Origin of the sequence: Nocardia sp. 852002-20019_SCH5090214 (assembly GCF_001665865.1) — a bacterium.
In the GTDB taxonomy this organism is placed as follows: Bacteria; Actinomycetota; Actinomycetes; order Mycobacteriales; family Mycobacteriaceae; genus Nocardia; species Nocardia nova.
Genome location: NZ_LZMK01000368.1, coordinates 238138 through 252450 on the forward strand (window position 1 = coordinate 238138; position 14313 = coordinate 252450).

The window sequence follows — 14313 nt, forward strand, 5'->3', positions numbered from 1 at the left end:
GGTGGAAATATGATTCTCATGAAGAAGAATAGCATTCTTAACACGGCGACTGGCATTTCGGCGAGCGGGAACGGATGAGGGCCGCCGACCAGTTCCACATCGGCATCGTCGCCGCGGACGTGGCGGCCACGACCGCGGCGCTGTCGCAGGTGCTGGGCTACGAGTGGGGTATCGAGACGGGCGGGCCGCTCACGGTGGTGTCGTCCTCCGGTGAACAGGCCGTCGATATCCGCTGCGTGTACTCGACGACCGTGCCGCGTGTGGAGGTGATCCGGGCGGTGGCGGGCACCCTGTGGGAACCGGTGTCCGGCAGCGGCATTCACCACGTCGGCTACTGGTCCGACGACGTGGCCGCCGATATCGCGGAACTGGAGCGAACCGGATACACGGTGGAGGCGATGCGGCGGGGTCCCGGCGATGCGCCGCTGTTCGCCTTCCTGAACGGCCCGAACGGCTTCCGCGTCGAATTGCTCACGCGCGCCGCCGAATCCGGCCTGGCCCGCTGCTGGGCGGCGCCGGGCGACGAACGACAGAACGAAGGTGATCGAGGATGACAGCGGTAGGGCTGGTGACCGGCGCGGGACGCGGGATGGGCCTGGAATGTGCCCGCGCGCTGGCGCAACGGGTGGATGTGCTGGTGCTGGCCGATCGGGACGAGGCGGGTGCGGCCGCGGCCGCGCGGCAGCTGACGTCCGGGCATACCCGGGCCGAGGCGTTCGTGGTCGACGTCGCCAATCGCGAGCGGGTCTCGGAACTGGCGGAATATGTCGGCGGCCGAGGGCAATTGCGTGCCGTCGCGCATCCGGCGGGGATCTCGCCCACGATGGCGGACTGGCGCCGCATCTTCACCGTGGACCTGATCGGCACCGTCCACCTGCTGGACGCGTTGCGGCCCCTGGTCGGTCCGGGCACGGCGACGGTGGTGTTCGCCTCGATGGCGCCGCTGCTGGATCCGAACCCACCGGATCCCGCCGCCCTCGCCGTGCTCGACGATCCGCTGCACGAGCATTTCCTCGACCGGATCCGCGAGACCGTGGGCCCGGCGGTGGAGCATCCGGGCATCGCCTACGGGTGGGCCAAACGCGGTGTGCAGCGGCTGGTCTGGCGGGAGGCAGTGCGGCTGGGGCCCGCCGGAGGGCGGATCTGCTCGGTCTCGCCCGGCATCATCGACACCCCGCAGGGCCGCCAGGAAGCAGCCGAACACGCGACCATGCGACAGTTGGTCGAGCGCACGCCGCTGCGCCGCGAAGGGCGTCCCGAAGAGGTGGCGGCCGTGGTGGCCTTCGCGCTCTCCGACGCGGCGAGCTTCCTCAACGGCACCGACCTGGTCGTCGACGGCGGCGTGACGGCGGCGCTGCGGGCCGGGCCGGACGCGCGGCGGTGAGCGACGACGTCGCGGCCCGGATCGCCCAGCGGGCACTGGCCGAACGCGGCGCCGCCTACACCGCCGAGGTGCGGCGGCTGCTGGATGCCGGGCTGGCGGTGATGCGGCGCTGCGGCACCGAGTCGCGGCCGCGGGTCGCCGATATCGTCGCCGTCGCCGGCTTGTCCAACGATGCCTTCTACCGGCATTTCGCCTCCAAGGACGCGCTCGTCGCCGCCCTCCTCGAAGACGGAACCGCCCGGCTGCTGGACTATCTGGACCATCGGATGGGCAAGCGGCTCACCCCCGAGGAGGCGGTGCGCGAATGGGTGGACGGCGTGCTGTCCCAGGGGGCCGGAGAGGTCGCCGCGACCACCCGGGCGGTGATGTGGAATGCCGGCGGTCTGGCACAGGGGCTGGTGACCGGACCGCCGGAGGCCAGTTCCCGGCTCGCCGAGTTGTTGCGGGCGCCGTTCGCCGCAGTGGGTTGCGAGCACCCGGATATAAATGCCGCGCTCGCCGCGCACGCGGTGGTGGGCCGCCTCGCCGAACTGCTGTGGCGGCGAGTCGAACCGACCGCGGGGGACGTGGAACGCGTCACCGACTTCTGTCTGCGCGCGGCGCGCCCGGCCCACTGAGGGGCGCGAGTGCGGTGAGCGGCCGTTGTGGTGCGAGCCGCACGGCCGCGACCGGATGGGGCGTTCAGACTCTGGTCTCGGCCATATCCACTTGGCGGGCGGCGTTGGCCAGCGCGGTGACGACGCAGGTGCCGATCCGTCCGGCCCGGTCGTAGAGGGTGGCGGTGCCGACCGCGATGCCGTCGGCCGACATATGGTCCTGCGCATGCAATCCCAGCTCCCGCCCCTCCGGCAGCCGGGTCAGGGTGAGGGTGACGTCGCTGTTGATGTAGCCGACGCCCTCGGTGCCCCAGTTGCAGACCAGATTGGTGGTATCGGCCAGGAACGCCGCGCGCTGGAACGGCGTGATCGCCTCACCCTCGACCAGCGGCGGCAAATTCTGCCAGACCGATTTGCGCTCCCCGTTCTGCGCGGCGGCGAAGTCGCCGGACCAGTCGCCGTCGCCGCATTTGAACAGCGGTGGCTGGCCGGTCGGCGCGTCCAGGCGCCGGTCGGGCACCGGCAGGGACTGTTCGGCCTGCCAGATCCGGCCCGGAGGTTGCTGTGCGACAGCCAGATACATCACCGACGCTCGCACCCGCACCTCGTCCTGCTGGGTGATCCACGCGTCGGCGACGCGCACCCGGGCGCCCGAGCGCACCACCGCACTGTGCACCGTGATCGGTTCGTTCCGCACCGGGCGGAACAGGTCGGCGGTGAGCCGCGCGGGAACGAAACCGGCGCCCGGGCAGTGGGTTTCCAATTCCCGCGCCAGCAACCCGCAGATCGCGGGCCCGGCCACGTGATCGGGCGACCATTTGCTCACCGCGAAGTCGCCCGCGACGAATCCCCGTTCGTCGCGGCTGAAGAATGCCATCATCGCCTCGGCCCTTCCGTTCCCGGCCCACTCGAATTAGAACACGTTATAGGACCGAATCCGGAGGCTGCTCACCGGTTCCGGTGAAGCTCCCGGCGGATCGAATGTCAGCAACTGTCGTCACCTAGGATCGGATCATGAGTCGATGGGAACCCGATGCGCGCGGCCGCCTCGCCCGAGCGGCCCTCGAGCTGTATTCCGAGCGTGGGTTCGACGAAACGACGGTGGCCGAGATCGCGGAGCGGGCGGGCCTCACCGAACGCACCTTCTTCCGGCATTTCGCCGATAAGCGCGAGGTGCTCTTCGGCGGTCAGGACCTGCTGAGCAGCGCGATCGCGGAAGCGGTGACCACCGCGCCCGCGGATGCGGACCCGATGGCGACCGCGGTCGCCGCGATCCAGGCGGCCGGTGCGCAAATTCCCGATCTGTCGGCGTGGCAACTGCGGCGGCGGGCGGTGATCGCGGCCAACCCCGCGCTGCAGGAGCGGGAACTCAGGAAAATGGCCGTCCTGGGCGACGAACTGGCCGACGCGCTACGGGCTGCGGGCGTCGCGGAGGCCGTCGCGACCGTCTGTGCCCGGGTCGCGGTGACCGTCTTCGGGATCGCCTTCGATCGGTGGGTCGACGGTTCCTCCACACGCGAATTGTCACACGTTATAGCTGAGGTATTCGCCGAGCTCAGGACCGCCGTAAGCGCCGGACGGACGGTTGCGGAGGGCGAGCGGGCGGGTGACCCGGGGTGACGGACGGCACACGATGTGCATAAGGTGACGAGGAACGACACGTCCAGCCCGACCGATGGAGAACGACGTTGAAGACCAGACTGGGCTGCCCCTGCGGTGAACAGATCGTCGGCACAGACGAAGACGACCTCGTCGAGAAGACGCAGAAGCATCTGGCCGAGAACCACCCCGGCCACGACTACTCGCGCGACGAAATCCTCTTCCTCGCCTACTGATTCTCCGCATCGGCGGCCAGATAGCGCATCGGCGCATAGTTCGCCCAGCCGGTCTCCGGCCAGTTGAACCAGCCCGCCGAGGCGCCGGTACCGCCGTCGGGATGCAGGGTCGTTCCCGTCAGATAAGCCGACAACGCCGAGGCGAGGAACACCACGCAGCCCGAGACGTCGCCGACCTCCCCGGGCCGGCCCAGCGGTATGGCGACCCGCACGCCGAGCGGGTCGGTCATCGCCGCATCGCCGTGCGGCATCCGGTGCAGATTCGGGGTCGGCACGTAATCCGGCGCCACATTGTTGACGCGGATGCCGTCGGGTGCGAGTTCGACCGCGAGCGTGCGGGCGAACTGTTCGACCGCGGCTTTCGCCGCCGAATACACGGCGAAACCCGGTGCGGCCCGGTGTGCCTCGATCGTGGTGATGTTGACGATGCTGCCGCCGCGACCGCCCGCCCGGATTCGCGGTACGGCCAGCGCGCAGGCGTGCAGCACGTGGGTGAGATTGCTGCGCAGCAGCGCCTCCCAGCCGTTGGGGCGGGTGTCGGTGAACGGAGCGCGGAAGGTGCCGCCGACGACGTTGACCAGGATGTCGAGCCGGCCCCACCGCGTCTCGGCCGCGTCGAACACCGCGGCCAGCCGGTCGGGATCGCGAACGTCGCCGTGGACGACGACGCCATCGCATCCCTGCGTGTCCAGTGCCGCGCGCATCCGCTCCACGGCGTCGGCATCGATGTCGATGATCGCCGGGCGCACCCCGTTGGCGGCCAGATCGGTGGCGATCGCGTGACCGAGACCGCCTGCGCCGCCGGTGATCACGGCGACCGTGCCGGCCAGGCCTGCGCGCTGTTCGAACCAGCCCGTGGTCATCGCAGGTAGGTGGCGCCGAAGGCGTCGAGGAAGTCGGTGGTCGCCGCGTGGTCGGCGGTGCGGCTGGACACCACGAGCCAGGTGACGCCCGCCTTCTCCAGTTCGGCGAAGGCCTCGAGGTGGCGATCGGCCGCTGCCGGGTCGAGCAGATCCGGGTCGTGGTAGGAGTAGAGCACGTCGAGATCGCCACTGCGCCCGGCGGATTCGGCGCGCGCCCGCACCTCGGTGATCTGTGCGGCGAGCTGCGCGTGTGATTCGAGCGCAGGGGTGCGGGCGGTGGCGCTGAGCGTGGCGCCGCCGGACATCGGCATCCAGCCCTGGGCGCGGGTCGCGGCGCGCCGGCGGCTGGCGGCGGAGTTGCCACCGATCCAGATCGGAATGGGATCCTGCACCGGCCGCGGCCGGGCGATCACCTCCCGGGCATCGAAATGCCGGCCGCGATAGCTGAACGGCTCGCCGCGCCAATGCAGCGGCAGCACCTCGAGCGCCTCGTCCAACAGGACGTTGCGTTCCTCGAAATCGACTCCCAGCGCGTGGAATTCGCTCTTCTGATAGCCCGCGCCCACGCCCAGGATCAGCCGGCCGCCGGAGAGTTTGTCGACCGTCGCGGCGGCCTTCGCCAGCAGGAACGGATTGCGGTAGGGCGCGACCGCCAGATAGGTGAGCAGCCGCAGCCGTTCGGTCGCGGCCGCCACATAACCGAGCGCGACCAGTGAATCCAGGGTCTGGTGCCCGCCGTTGTCCAGCCAGCGTGCCCCGGGAATCGGGTGCTCGCTGAGTGACAGGCCGTGAAATCCGCACCGCTCGGCCGTGATCGCGACCTCGCGCAGTGGTCCGGCGTCGAGTACATCGCCGTCGGGTCCCCCGGTCTCCGGATAGTGAAAGATGAAACGCAGGCTCACACATCGAGAGTATCATTCTCGCGATTGCGTAATTAGATTCTCCGCACTGCTCGAACGGGAGGACTGCCGATGGGCGCCGCGCCGATGACTCCGGGCCGGTATGCCGAACGCTGTCCCGATCGGCTCGCGATCGTGATGGGCGAGAGCGGGGAGACGGTGACCTACGCGCAACTGGAACAGCGGTCGCGCGCCGGTGCGCAGGCCCTGCGCCGTCGCGGTCTCGCGGTCGGCGGCCATCTCGCGATCCTGGCCGAGAACACACGGTCGTTTCTCGAAATCGCCTGGGCCGCACAGCGGTGCGGTCTCTACTACACCGCGATCAACCGGCATCTGCGCGCGGGCGAGGTGCAGTACGTCCTCGACGACTGCGGTGCGACCGCGCTGGTCACCACGGCGGCGCAGGCCGAGGTGGTGACCGGGCTGGATCTGCGCCGAATCACGGTGAAGATCTGTGCCGCAGGCGATCTCGACGGTTTCGAACGGTACGACAACCTGCTCGCCGCCGAATCCGGCGACCGGCTGCCGGACGAATGTGAGGGCCGGGAGATGTTGTACTCCGGCGGCACCACCGGGCGTCCGAAAGGGGTGCGTAAACCGCTGCCGGCCACCGCACTCGGGGATCCGCAGGCGCCGCCGGTGCAGATCGCGCGCGGTCTGCTCGCCGCGGGGGCGTGCGAGGACGCGGTCTACCTGTCACCGGCTCCGCTGTATCACGCCGCGCCGCTGGTCTTCGCCATGTCGTGGCAGCGCCTCGGCGCCACCGTAATCGTGATGGAACGGTTCGATCCGCGCCGCTGCCTGGAACTGATCGAGCGCCACCGGGTCACGCACACCCAGATGGTGCCGACGATGTTCGTGCGCATGTTGCGGCTGCCCGACGCCGAGCGCCGCCGATACGACGTGTCGAGCCTGGTCGATGTGGTGCATTCCGCGGCGCCGTGCCCGGTGCCGGTCAAGCGGCAGATGATCGACTGGCTGGGACCGATCGTCAACGAGTACTACTCGGGCACCGAGGATATCGGCAACACCTACATCGGCGCGCGGGACTGGCTGACCCATCCGGGTTCGGTCGGCCGCCCGGCGCAGCCCTGTCATATCGTGGGCGCGGACGGGCGGGAGGTGCCGGTGGGTGATACGGGGGTCGTGTACTTCGAGGGCGGGCGGCCCTTCGCGTACCACAACGATCCCGAGCGCACGGCCGCCGCGGCAGGACCGCACGGATGGCGAACCCTCGGCGATATCGGCCGCCTCGACGAGGACGGTTTCCTGTATCTGACCGACCGGCTGTCGCACATGATCGTGTCCGGCGGTGTGAACATCTACCCGCAGGAGGCCGAGAATGTGCTCGCGGCCCATCCCGCGGTCCTCGACGTCGCGGTGATCGGCGTACCCGACCCCGAGATGGGGGAGGCGGTGAAAGCGGTCGTGCAACCGGTGGATTCGGCCTCCGCGGGCCCCGCACTGGCCGCCGAACTGATGGCCCTGTGCCGTGCCGAACTCGCCGGGTACAAATGCCCGCGCACCGTGGACTTCGCCGCCGAGCTGCCCCGCGACCCGAACGGCAAACTGTACAAACGACTACTGCGGCAACACTATTGGGATGGTCACGAGAGCCGGATCATTTGAGCTGCTCGCGTCCTCGCTCGATCACCCGCGCCCCGTATTCGGCCATGCGGGCGGTGCCGGGCGACCAGGTTTCGGCCATGACGCCCTCGAGCAGCTGCGCGCGGAGCTCGTCTTCGTCGGCCAGGGCGCGGTAGTGCCGCAGTAGTCGAATGACGGCCTCGCGGTCAGCGGCCAGTATCTCGGCGGCGAGGGAGTGCGTGAACGGCAGCAATTGCGCGTGGGGCACAACATGATTGACGAGCCCATAGGCGAGTGCGTCGGCGGCGGTGAGGAAATTGCCCGTCAGCGACAGTTCGACGGCCCTGCGCCGGCCGACCGTCCGGGTGAGTCCGACCGTGACCCCGCCGCCGGGCATCATGCCCATCCGGGCGTGGGTGTCGGCGAACCGCGCTCGCTCGGAGGCGATGAGAAAGGTGCACTGCAGGGCCAATTCCAGCCCGCCCGCGACGCATGCGCCGTTGATCGCGCCGATGACCGGTTTGTCGATCACCGGCAAAAATCGGAACAGGCCGTCGGCTCCGCGGCCCGGGCCCGAGCCCGGGGAGCGGGCGGGCCGGCCGGGCGTGTGCGCGGCGGCGGCGCCGATATCGATACCCGCGCAGAAGGCCGGATCGGCTCCGGTGACCACGACGGCACCCACATCGGGATCCGCGCCCGCGTCGGCGACCGCATCCCACACCGCGTCCATCAGCGCGTGGTCGAGCGCATTGCGGACCGCCGGACGGTGCAGCGTCACGGTCGTGATGCCGCCCGCGTGCTCGACGACGACCAAGGGCTCGGCCATGCGCTGCTCCATTCGAATCAGAACGTCCATCTTTATCTATGAGAATAATGTTCTCATCGTGAAATGGGAGGTGCCCCGTGCGAATCGACACCACGATCGGCGCGCTGGACGACGCCGCGGCGCGAGTTCGCGCACTCGAAGGGCTCGGCTTCGACGGGGTCTGGGCGGGTGAGATGAACGGTGACCCGTTCCTGTCCCTCGCCGTCGCGGCGCAGTGCAGCGACCGTATCGGCCTGGGCACCTCCGTCGCCGTGGCGCTCGCCCGTTCGCCGATGACCGTGGCCTACGCCGCCGACGACCTGCAGCGCTTCTCCGGTGGACGGCTGCGCCTGGGCCTCGGCTCGCAGGTGCGCGCGCATATCGAACGGCGCTTCGCGATGCCGGCCGATCGTCCGGCCGCGCGGATGCGCGAATACGTCCTGGCGTTACGGGCCATCTGGGCGCACTGGCACGAGGGCGCGCCGCTGGCATTCGAGGGCGAATTCACTCGGCATACCCTGATGCCGCGCGACTTCGTCCCGCCCGCACACGATTTCGGCGCGCCGCCGATTCTGCTCGCGGGTGTCGGGCCGGCCATGACCCGCGTCGCGGCCGAGGTCGCCGACGGCTTCATCTGTCACGGCTTCACCACCGCCCGCTGGATCCGCGAACGCACCCTGCCCGCGCTCGGCGCTGCCGCGATGCGCGACGACTTCGAGCTCGTCGCAACGCCTTTCGTCGTCACGGGCACCGGTGAGCAGATCGATCGCGGTGTCGCGACGCTGCGGCGCCGGCTGGCCTTCTACGCCTCCACACCCGCCTATCGTCCGCTGTTCGACCTGCACGGCTGGGGCGGGGTGAATGCCGAACTGACCGCGCTGTCGAAAGCCGGGCGCTGGGATCGGATGGCGGAGTCGATCACCGACGACATGGTCGAGGCTTTCGCCGTCGTGGCCGCGGTGCAGGACCTGCCGGAGCGGCTGGCGGCCCGCTTCGGTGGCCTGCTCACCCGGCTCTCGTTCGCACCGCCCCGCGATATGCCGGCCGACGAGGTGGCCGATCTGGTCCGGCGGATCCGGCAGGCCTGCGACACATGACGGATCAGTCCGGGCGCGGCCACGGCCGGCCGTCGAGGCGCTCGATATCGGTGTTGAGCCGGCGCAGATAGGTCGCGAAGTCGGCGACGTCGGCGGCGGGCCAGGTGTGCAGCACGCGGTCGAGGCTCGCGACCGTGGCGGCCACGGTCTGCTCCAGCCGGCGGGCACCCGCCTCGGTGACCCGGAACTTGCGGGCCGGGCCCCCGTCCGGATCGGCGATGCGGTCCACCAGCCCGGCGCGCACCAATGCCGCCGTCTGCCGGTTGAGCGTGGAGGTGTCGAGACCGAAGGCGGCGCTGAGCTGACCGATCGACATCGGCCCCTGCATCGTCAGCCGGCTCAGTAGGACATAGGCGCTGCGCTCGAGACCGCACCGATCGCGCCGGCTCATCTGATAGCGGCTGAGCAGCATGGTCTCGAATTCGACCGCCGCGATGGGTCGTTCCACGGCGCCCTCCTCTCGTGCGCGACCGAGACGGGTATCACAGCTCGCGCGGGTACACCGTCGAATGCCTCATGGGCCGTGACGTCGACGCTGCTGGTCGCGGCGCCGGCCTCGGCCATCCCGGTGCGGCGCCCGAGAGCGCCCGCCACCGCCGTCGAGGTCGCCGAACCGGTCACGGCACGGGCCTGAGGCGCTGGTCGGCCGGGTCAACCGGCCGACCAGCCGCCGTCCACCGGCACCACCGCGCCGTTGATGAACGAGGCGGCGTCGGAGGCGAGGAACACGGCGACCTCGGCCATCTGTTCGGGTTCGGCGATACCGCGCATCAGCGACATCACCGGCTGCAGCCGGGTCACCCCATCGAGATCCCATTCCGGGGTGGGCCCGGCGACACCGGTCATCGTCGGGCCGGGCAGGATCGCATTGCAGCGGATGCCGTCCCCGGCATGGATCCAGGCCACGTTGCGGGTCAGCCCCACCACTCCGTGTTTGGCGGCGGTATAGGCGATTCCCGCCGCGCCGCCACGGATTCCGGCCTCGGAGGCGGTGTTGACGATCGAACCGATGCCCTGGTCGAGCATATGGGGCAGCACCGCGCGGGTCATGAGGAAGGTGCCGGTGAGATTGACCGCGACGGTGCGTTCCCAGGTGGTCACCGGGGTGTCGGCCGGCAGGGCCATCTTGTCCATGATTCCGGCGTTGTTGCACAGCACGTCGATGCGGCCGAAGGTGTCCATCGCGGTGCGGGTCGCGCGGGCGACGTCGATTTCGTCGGAGATGTCGACGACTACCGGAATCGCGGCCGCGCCGATCTCCGCGGCGGTACCCTGGGCGCCGTCGGAACTGATATCGGCGGCCACGACCATGGCGCCGCATTTGGCGAATGCGATGGCCATGGCCCGCCCGATTCCGGAGCCGGCCCCCGTGACGATGGCCACCCGATTGTGAAAGTTGCTGGTGCTCAACGGTGTTCCCTCCTCGGTGCGCTGCGGGGCCGCCGGCACGTGTCGACGTCGCCGTTTCAACCGGACATCACTGTCCGGTTGGTAGTGTAGGCCGGTGACCGAGCAGCGTCGAGTGAATCGTGGACCCGGCGCGGCCGCCGCCAATCGAGCGGCTCTGATCGCCGCGGCCCGCGAGGTGTTCGCCGAATCGGGTTTCGAGGCGCCGCTGAATCTGATCGCGCGCCGCGCGGGAGTGGGGCAGGGCAGTCTGTATCGGCACTTCGCCGACCGGGAATCGCTCGCGCTGGCGGTCTTCGAGGACAATGTGGTGGGACTGGAAGCCTATGCGGCACAGGCGGATACCGAATTGGATCAGCTTCTGGAGCGGATCGTGGACCAGGTGGTCACCTCGATCGCGTTCGTCGAATTGATCGATCCGTCGCTGACCGACGGGCGGCTGGCGCGGATGAGCAGCCGGGTGGCGGCACTACTGGGGGACCATCTCGACAACGCCCGGGCGTGCGGCCGTGTTCGCCCCGATCTGACGTGTCAAGACCTCATGCTCGCGTTGGCGATGCTGGCCGCACTGCTGACGCGGGCGGAGGCGGAGGAACGCCGGGTGCTGGCCGCCCGCGGGTGGTCGCTGATCGAACAGGGGTTGCGAGCCTGATGGGCATCAACCGGACCGGACGGCGGAGCTGTCGTCTCGACCGAACGGCGCCGCGGAGATGGCGGCGTCGAGTACGCCGAGGCTGCCGCCGAGTTCGGCGGTGAGGGCGCGGACCACCGCGACGTCCTTGCGCAGGAATTCGCCCACCGCGTCGCCGAATTCGGTGACGGACTTCTTCGCGGCGATGCTGGTCACGACACGTCCGGAGGAACTGGCATGCGGCAGCGCCGACAGCAGAGCCGCCTCCGTGACGCCCAACTGGCCCGCCAGTCGCACCGCCGCGGCGACCAGTCCCGCCTGCGCCGCGAACAGCGCGTTGTTGACCAGCTTCACCCGCTGGCCCGCGCCGAGCGCGCCGACGTGCAGGATCGGATCGGCGTAGGCGGACAGCACCGGCCGCAGATCGGCGGCGGTCTCGTCGTCGGTGCCGAGGAAGACCGTCAGCGTACCCACGGCGATATCGTGCGGTCCGCCGCTGACCGGTGCGTCGGCCACCCGCACAGCATGCGACACCGCCTGTGCGGCAACGGCGTGCGCGGTGCGCGGATCGCCGGTCGTGTGCAAGGCCAGAATCGACCCGGGGGGCATGGCTGCGGACAGTTCGCCGTCGAGACAGACCTCGCGCACCTGATCGTCGGAGAACAGGCACATCAGCACCGCGTAAGCCCCGGCGGCGGCCTCGGCGGGGGTGTCCACCGCGCGGGCGCCCGCCTCGGTCACCGCGTCGCGAACCTCGCTGCGCCGCACCGCGACCCGGACCTCGTGCCCGGCCGCGGCGAGGCGCCGCACCATCGGCAGGCCCATCCGCCCGGCGCCGACGAATCCGATCCGCATCCCGGTCACCGCCGCTGATTCATCAGCGCCAGGGTGGCGTCCGCGGCGGTGAGGACGACGCCGGGATCGGCCCCCGCCGCATCGGCCAGGCTAGCCACCAGGGAGACGTCCTTGCGCAGCAGCGCACCGGCGTACTGGGCCAGCCGATCGAGGCTCACCCCGGCGTCGACGATGCGCCCGAGCGCGAAACTGTTCGCGGTGCCGTGCGCGATCACCTCGCCCAGCCGCGCCGGATCCACGCCCAGGCCCGCGCCCAGGGTGAAGGTGCTCATCGCGGTCGCGAGGTTCGCGGTGAACAGCAGATTGTTGAGCAGCTTGGTGACCTGTCCGGAGCCGACCTCGCCGAGATGCACCACCGGGTCGGCGTAGCTGTCGAATACGGGCCGGCAGCGCTGCACGACCTCGGCGTCACCACCGGCCATCACCAGCAGCCGCCCGGCCTCGGCCGCCGGCCCGCCGCCGCTGACCGGCGCGTCGATCAGCGAGATGTTCTGCACCGCAGCGGTTTTCGCAAGTTCGCGGCAGGTGTCGGGATGTACCGTGCTGTGCACGGCCACCACACCGCCCGCGGACATCCCCGCGAGCACGCCGTGTTCGCCGGTGAGGACCTCGCGCACGTCGTCGTCGCCGACCACGCAGACACAGACCAGATCGCTGCCGGCGCCCAGTGCCGCCGGCGTCTCGGCGGTCGCCGCGCCGGACTCCGCGAACGGCTCGAGGGTGGCGGCCCGGCGGGCCCACAGCGTCGTCGGATATCCGGCCGCGATGATGCGCCGCGCCATGGGGCCGCCCTGACTGCCCAATCCGATGAATCCGACTCGCATATCCGTACCTCTTCCGTCGAATGCCGCTGTCACGCCGTGGTTTCCGGCTGCTGCGCGGGAGCCGGTGCCGGACGCCAGAAGGTCGCCAGCAGCCCGGCCGTCGCGACCACGGCCACCCCCGCCGCGATCGCACCGCCCGCCCAGCCCACGACCTCGATATCGGTGGCGTGGTCGGGCGAGAGCCATCCGGGGCCCAGCATGGCCGTGGCCAAGGCGGTGACCGCGAGCACCAGCACGTACTCGTAGCCCTCCTTGAAGACGAAGAATCCGTTGGGGCGATGCGCCAGCAGCCCCGCCACGAGCATCACCGAGATGATCGCCGCACACGCCAGCGGCGTGAACAGGCCCACGATCAGCAATGCGCCCGCACCGATTTCGGTGACGACACTCAGCCAGGCCTGCAGGATGCCGTTGCGCAACCCGAGCCCGGCGAACCAGCGGGCGGTCCCGTCGATGCGACCACCGCCGCGCCAATGGTTGTAGCCGTGCGCGATCATGGTCGCGCCGACCACCAGGCGCAACAGCAGCAGTGCCACGTCGGCGACATCCATCTTCGCCTCACCTTCCGGGCCGCGTACCGTCGGCCCCGTCGAATTGGGTTGCAGAGCAGGAGAACCCGTCACCGGCGGCGAGCAGGCACTCCTCGGCGAAGGCCAGCACCCCCAGGTGGTAGGCGCGCGCGGAACGGCCCACGCTCAGGTTGTGCCCGCTGCCCGGCTGCCGGTTGAGTACCACTCGGGGCGCCGCGGTGAACGCCGTGCCGGCATGCGCCATCCCGTCCGGGTCGTTGCGCCACACCCGTTCGTGATCGCCGAGGGTGAAGCGCACCGGCACGCGGATCCGACCGGCGAGGGCCGGGAATTCGGTATCGGCCCAGTCGGTGACGGTCGCCGCTTCCAGCCGGGGTCCGTTCGCGGCGATCGCCGCGCCGCCGACCAGGTCGGGCGGATACAGCCGGGCCGGTTGCCAGAGCAGTTCGTTGAGTCCACGCGGTCGCGCACCGGGCCCGTGCGGCCCGGACAACATCGTCGCGGCCGCGGCGCTGTATTCGCGTCCGGTACCGGCTACTTCGAGGCCCAGCAGGTCGCGGCCGCGATCGTCGGCGGCCATCCGCAGGGCCAGCTCGCACCCGGCCGAGTGGGCGATCAGCAGTATGCCCGCATCGCGCGCCTCGGGAAGCAGTTGTGCCACCGCCGAATACATCAGGTCGACGCGCCGCCGCGGATCCCACAGCCGATCGGCGTGCGGTGCCGACGCACCGTAGCCCGGCCGGTCCAGCGCCAGCACGGTGAAGCCGAGGTCGCGGGCGGTGTGCAGCAGCGACAACTCGGGGTGTCCCGGACAGTCGAAGTAGACCGAGGTGGTAGCGCCGCCGTGCAGCGCGACCAGCACCGCACGCGGCTCTCGCGCCCGCATCAGAAGTCCCGACACCGCGATCCCGCCTGCCTCGGTCACCACCCGCTCCGGTGCCGTGGAGGAACGGTGTGCACCGAGTAGATGCGGCAGTCCGTCGGACGCGGCAGCGATGGG

At 70.3% G+C, this 14313-nt stretch carries 18 protein-coding genes; 8 read left to right on the forward strand and 10 right to left on the reverse strand.

Translation table 11 applies throughout. The features are described from left to right. Window positions 1-74 precede the first annotated feature (74 nt). From A5780_RS29545 to A5780_RS29555, 3 genes are read left to right on the forward strand one after another with little or no spacing between them, the layout of a single operon-like run. Entirely contained in the window at window positions 75-554 is a 480-nt protein-coding gene (locus A5780_RS29545; protein ID WP_064910461.1) for a VOC family protein, read from the forward strand. Then, window positions 551-1384, forward strand: coding sequence for an SDR family oxidoreductase (locus tag A5780_RS29550; protein ID WP_064910463.1), 834 nt, complete (start codon window positions 551-553; stop codon window positions 1382-1384). Before A5780_RS29545 ends, A5780_RS29550 begins: the two co-directional genes overlap by 4 nt. Beyond that, window positions 1381-2001, forward strand: a complete 621-nt coding sequence (locus A5780_RS29555; RefSeq protein ID WP_064910466.1) for a TetR/AcrR family transcriptional regulator — start codon at window positions 1381-1383, stop codon at window positions 1999-2001. Before A5780_RS29550 ends, A5780_RS29555 begins: the two co-directional genes overlap by 4 nt. A 64-nt stretch (window positions 2002-2065) precedes the next feature. Here the strand turns inward: A5780_RS29555 and A5780_RS29560 are convergent, their stop codons facing one another. Next, on the reverse strand, window positions 2066-2860 hold the full coding sequence (locus A5780_RS29560; protein WP_063019439.1) for an acyl-CoA thioesterase domain-containing protein: 795 nt from the start codon (window positions 2858-2860) through the stop codon (window positions 2066-2068). Window positions 2861-2994: 134 nt separating this feature from the next. Here A5780_RS29560 and A5780_RS29565 point away from each other — a divergent pair, with 134 nt between their 5' ends. Both A5780_RS29565 and A5780_RS29570 read left to right on the forward strand, forming a co-directional pair. Further along, window positions 2995-3600 (forward strand): TetR family transcriptional regulator, encoded by a 606-nt coding sequence (locus tag A5780_RS29565; RefSeq protein ID WP_064910468.1) that lies wholly within the window; start codon window positions 2995-2997, stop codon window positions 3598-3600. 68 nt (window positions 3601-3668) lie between these two features. Further along, window positions 3669-3815, forward strand: a complete 147-nt coding sequence (locus A5780_RS29570; protein WP_063820473.1) for a DUF1059 domain-containing protein — start codon at window positions 3669-3671, stop codon at window positions 3813-3815. Here the strand turns inward: A5780_RS29570 and A5780_RS29575 are convergent. Together A5780_RS29575 and A5780_RS29580 are read right to left on the reverse strand one after the other, a co-directional pair. After that, window positions 3809-4678 carry an SDR family NAD(P)-dependent oxidoreductase gene (locus A5780_RS29575; RefSeq protein WP_064904839.1) on the reverse strand — a complete coding sequence of 290 codons (870 nt, stop codon included), beginning with the start codon at window positions 4676-4678 and terminating at the stop codon, window positions 3809-3811. The two genes, A5780_RS29570 and A5780_RS29575, sit on opposite strands and share 7 nt — an antisense overlap. Continuing rightward, window positions 4675-5580 (reverse strand): LLM class F420-dependent oxidoreductase, encoded by a 906-nt coding sequence (locus A5780_RS29580; protein WP_197521912.1) that lies wholly within the window; start codon window positions 5578-5580, stop codon window positions 4675-4677. The genes A5780_RS29575 and A5780_RS29580 overlap by 4 nt, the downstream gene beginning before the upstream one ends. Before the next feature lie 84 nt (window positions 5581-5664). On the opposite strand from A5780_RS29580, the gene A5780_RS29585 reads away from it, so the two are divergent. Beyond that, window positions 5665-7206 (forward strand): acyl-CoA synthetase, encoded by a 1542-nt coding sequence (locus A5780_RS29585; protein WP_064910603.1) that lies wholly within the window; start codon window positions 5665-5667, stop codon window positions 7204-7206. On the opposite strand, the gene A5780_RS29590 is transcribed toward A5780_RS29585, so the two are convergent. Next, window positions 7199-7990 (reverse strand): enoyl-CoA hydratase, encoded by a 792-nt coding sequence (locus A5780_RS29590; RefSeq protein WP_064910604.1) that lies wholly within the window; start codon window positions 7988-7990, stop codon window positions 7199-7201. The two genes, A5780_RS29585 and A5780_RS29590, sit on opposite strands and share 8 nt — an antisense overlap. 77 nt (window positions 7991-8067) lie before the next feature. Between A5780_RS29590 and A5780_RS29595 the strand changes: the two genes are divergently transcribed. Continuing rightward, complete coding sequence (locus tag A5780_RS29595) at window positions 8068-9066, forward strand: TIGR03617 family F420-dependent LLM class oxidoreductase (protein WP_064910470.1); 999 nt, start codon at window positions 8068-8070, stop codon at window positions 9064-9066. A gap of 4 nt (window positions 9067-9070) precedes the next feature. Here A5780_RS29595 and A5780_RS29600 read toward each other — a convergent pair whose 3' ends face one another. Together A5780_RS29600 and A5780_RS29605 are read right to left on the reverse strand one after the other, a co-directional pair. After that, entirely contained in the window at window positions 9071-9514 is a 444-nt protein-coding gene (locus tag A5780_RS29600; RefSeq protein ID WP_231983143.1) for a MarR family winged helix-turn-helix transcriptional regulator, read from the reverse strand. A gap of 203 nt (window positions 9515-9717) precedes the next feature. Next, on the reverse strand, window positions 9718-10476 hold the full coding sequence (locus A5780_RS29605; RefSeq protein ID WP_082941103.1) for an SDR family NAD(P)-dependent oxidoreductase: 759 nt from the start codon (window positions 10474-10476) through the stop codon (window positions 9718-9720). Between the two features lie 94 nt (window positions 10477-10570). Here A5780_RS29605 and A5780_RS29610 point away from each other — a divergent pair, with 94 nt between their 5' ends. Continuing rightward, complete coding sequence (locus tag A5780_RS29610) at window positions 10571-11125, forward strand: TetR/AcrR family transcriptional regulator (RefSeq protein WP_082976798.1); 555 nt, start codon at window positions 10571-10573, stop codon at window positions 11123-11125. Between the two features lie 6 nt (window positions 11126-11131). Here the strand turns inward: A5780_RS29610 and A5780_RS29615 are convergent, their stop codons facing one another. Genes A5780_RS29615 through A5780_RS29630 form a run of 4 tightly spaced genes read right to left on the reverse strand, consistent with a single transcriptional unit; the run spans window position 11132 to window position 14238 of the window. Further along, entirely contained in the window at window positions 11132-11959 is an 828-nt protein-coding gene (locus tag A5780_RS29615) for an NAD(P)-dependent oxidoreductase (protein WP_064910474.1), read from the reverse strand. Between the two features lie 5 nt (window positions 11960-11964). Then, the gene (locus tag A5780_RS29620) at window positions 11965-12783 is read right to left on the reverse strand and encodes an NAD(P)-dependent oxidoreductase (RefSeq protein WP_064910476.1); all 819 of its coding nucleotides are present in this window, start codon (window positions 12781-12783) and stop codon (window positions 11965-11967) included. Window positions 12784-12812: 29 nt separating this feature from the next. Further along, window positions 12813-13334, reverse strand: coding sequence for a DoxX family protein (locus A5780_RS29625; RefSeq protein ID WP_064910478.1), 522 nt, complete (start codon window positions 13332-13334; stop codon window positions 12813-12815). A gap of 7 nt (window positions 13335-13341) precedes the next feature. Continuing rightward, the gene (locus A5780_RS29630) at window positions 13342-14238 is read right to left on the reverse strand and encodes an alpha/beta hydrolase (RefSeq protein ID WP_197521913.1); all 897 of its coding nucleotides are present in this window, start codon (window positions 14236-14238) and stop codon (window positions 13342-13344) included. Between the last annotated feature and the right edge of the window lie 75 nt (window positions 14239-14313).

Excerpts from the sequence above, each read along its gene's own strand:
- A5780_RS29560 (WP_063019439.1), bottom strand. The coding sequence starts at position 2,860 with ATGATGGCATTCTTCAGCCGCGACGAACGGGGATTCGTCGCGGGCGAC.
- A5780_RS29625 (WP_064910478.1), bottom strand. The coding sequence starts at position 13,334 with ATGGATGTCGCCGACGTGGCACTGCTGCTGTTGCGCCTGGTGGTCGGC.
- A5780_RS29585 (WP_064910603.1), top strand. The coding sequence starts at position 5,665 with ATGACTCCGGGCCGGTATGCCGAACGCTGTCCCGATCGGCTCGCGATC.
- A5780_RS29550 (WP_064910463.1), top strand. The coding sequence starts at position 551 with ATGACAGCGGTAGGGCTGGTGACCGGCGCGGGACGCGGGATGGGCCTG.
- A5780_RS29575 (WP_064904839.1), bottom strand. The coding sequence starts at position 4,678 with ATGACCACGGGCTGGTTCGAACAGCGCGCAGGCCTGGCCGGCACGGTC.
- A5780_RS29565 (WP_064910468.1), top strand. The coding sequence starts at position 2,995 with ATGAGTCGATGGGAACCCGATGCGCGCGGCCGCCTCGCCCGAGCGGCC.
- A5780_RS29545 (WP_064910461.1), top strand. The coding sequence starts at position 75 with ATGAGGGCCGCCGACCAGTTCCACATCGGCATCGTCGCCGCGGACGTG.
- A5780_RS29620 (WP_064910476.1), bottom strand. The coding sequence starts at position 12,783 with ATGCGAGTCGGATTCATCGGATTGGGCAGTCAGGGCGGCCCCATGGCG.
- A5780_RS29615 (WP_064910474.1), bottom strand. The coding sequence starts at position 11,959 with ATGCGGATCGGATTCGTCGGCGCCGGGCGGATGGGCCTGCCGATGGTG.
- A5780_RS29590 (WP_064910604.1), bottom strand. The coding sequence starts at position 7,990 with ATGGCCGAGCCCTTGGTCGTCGTCGAGCACGCGGGCGGCATCACGACC.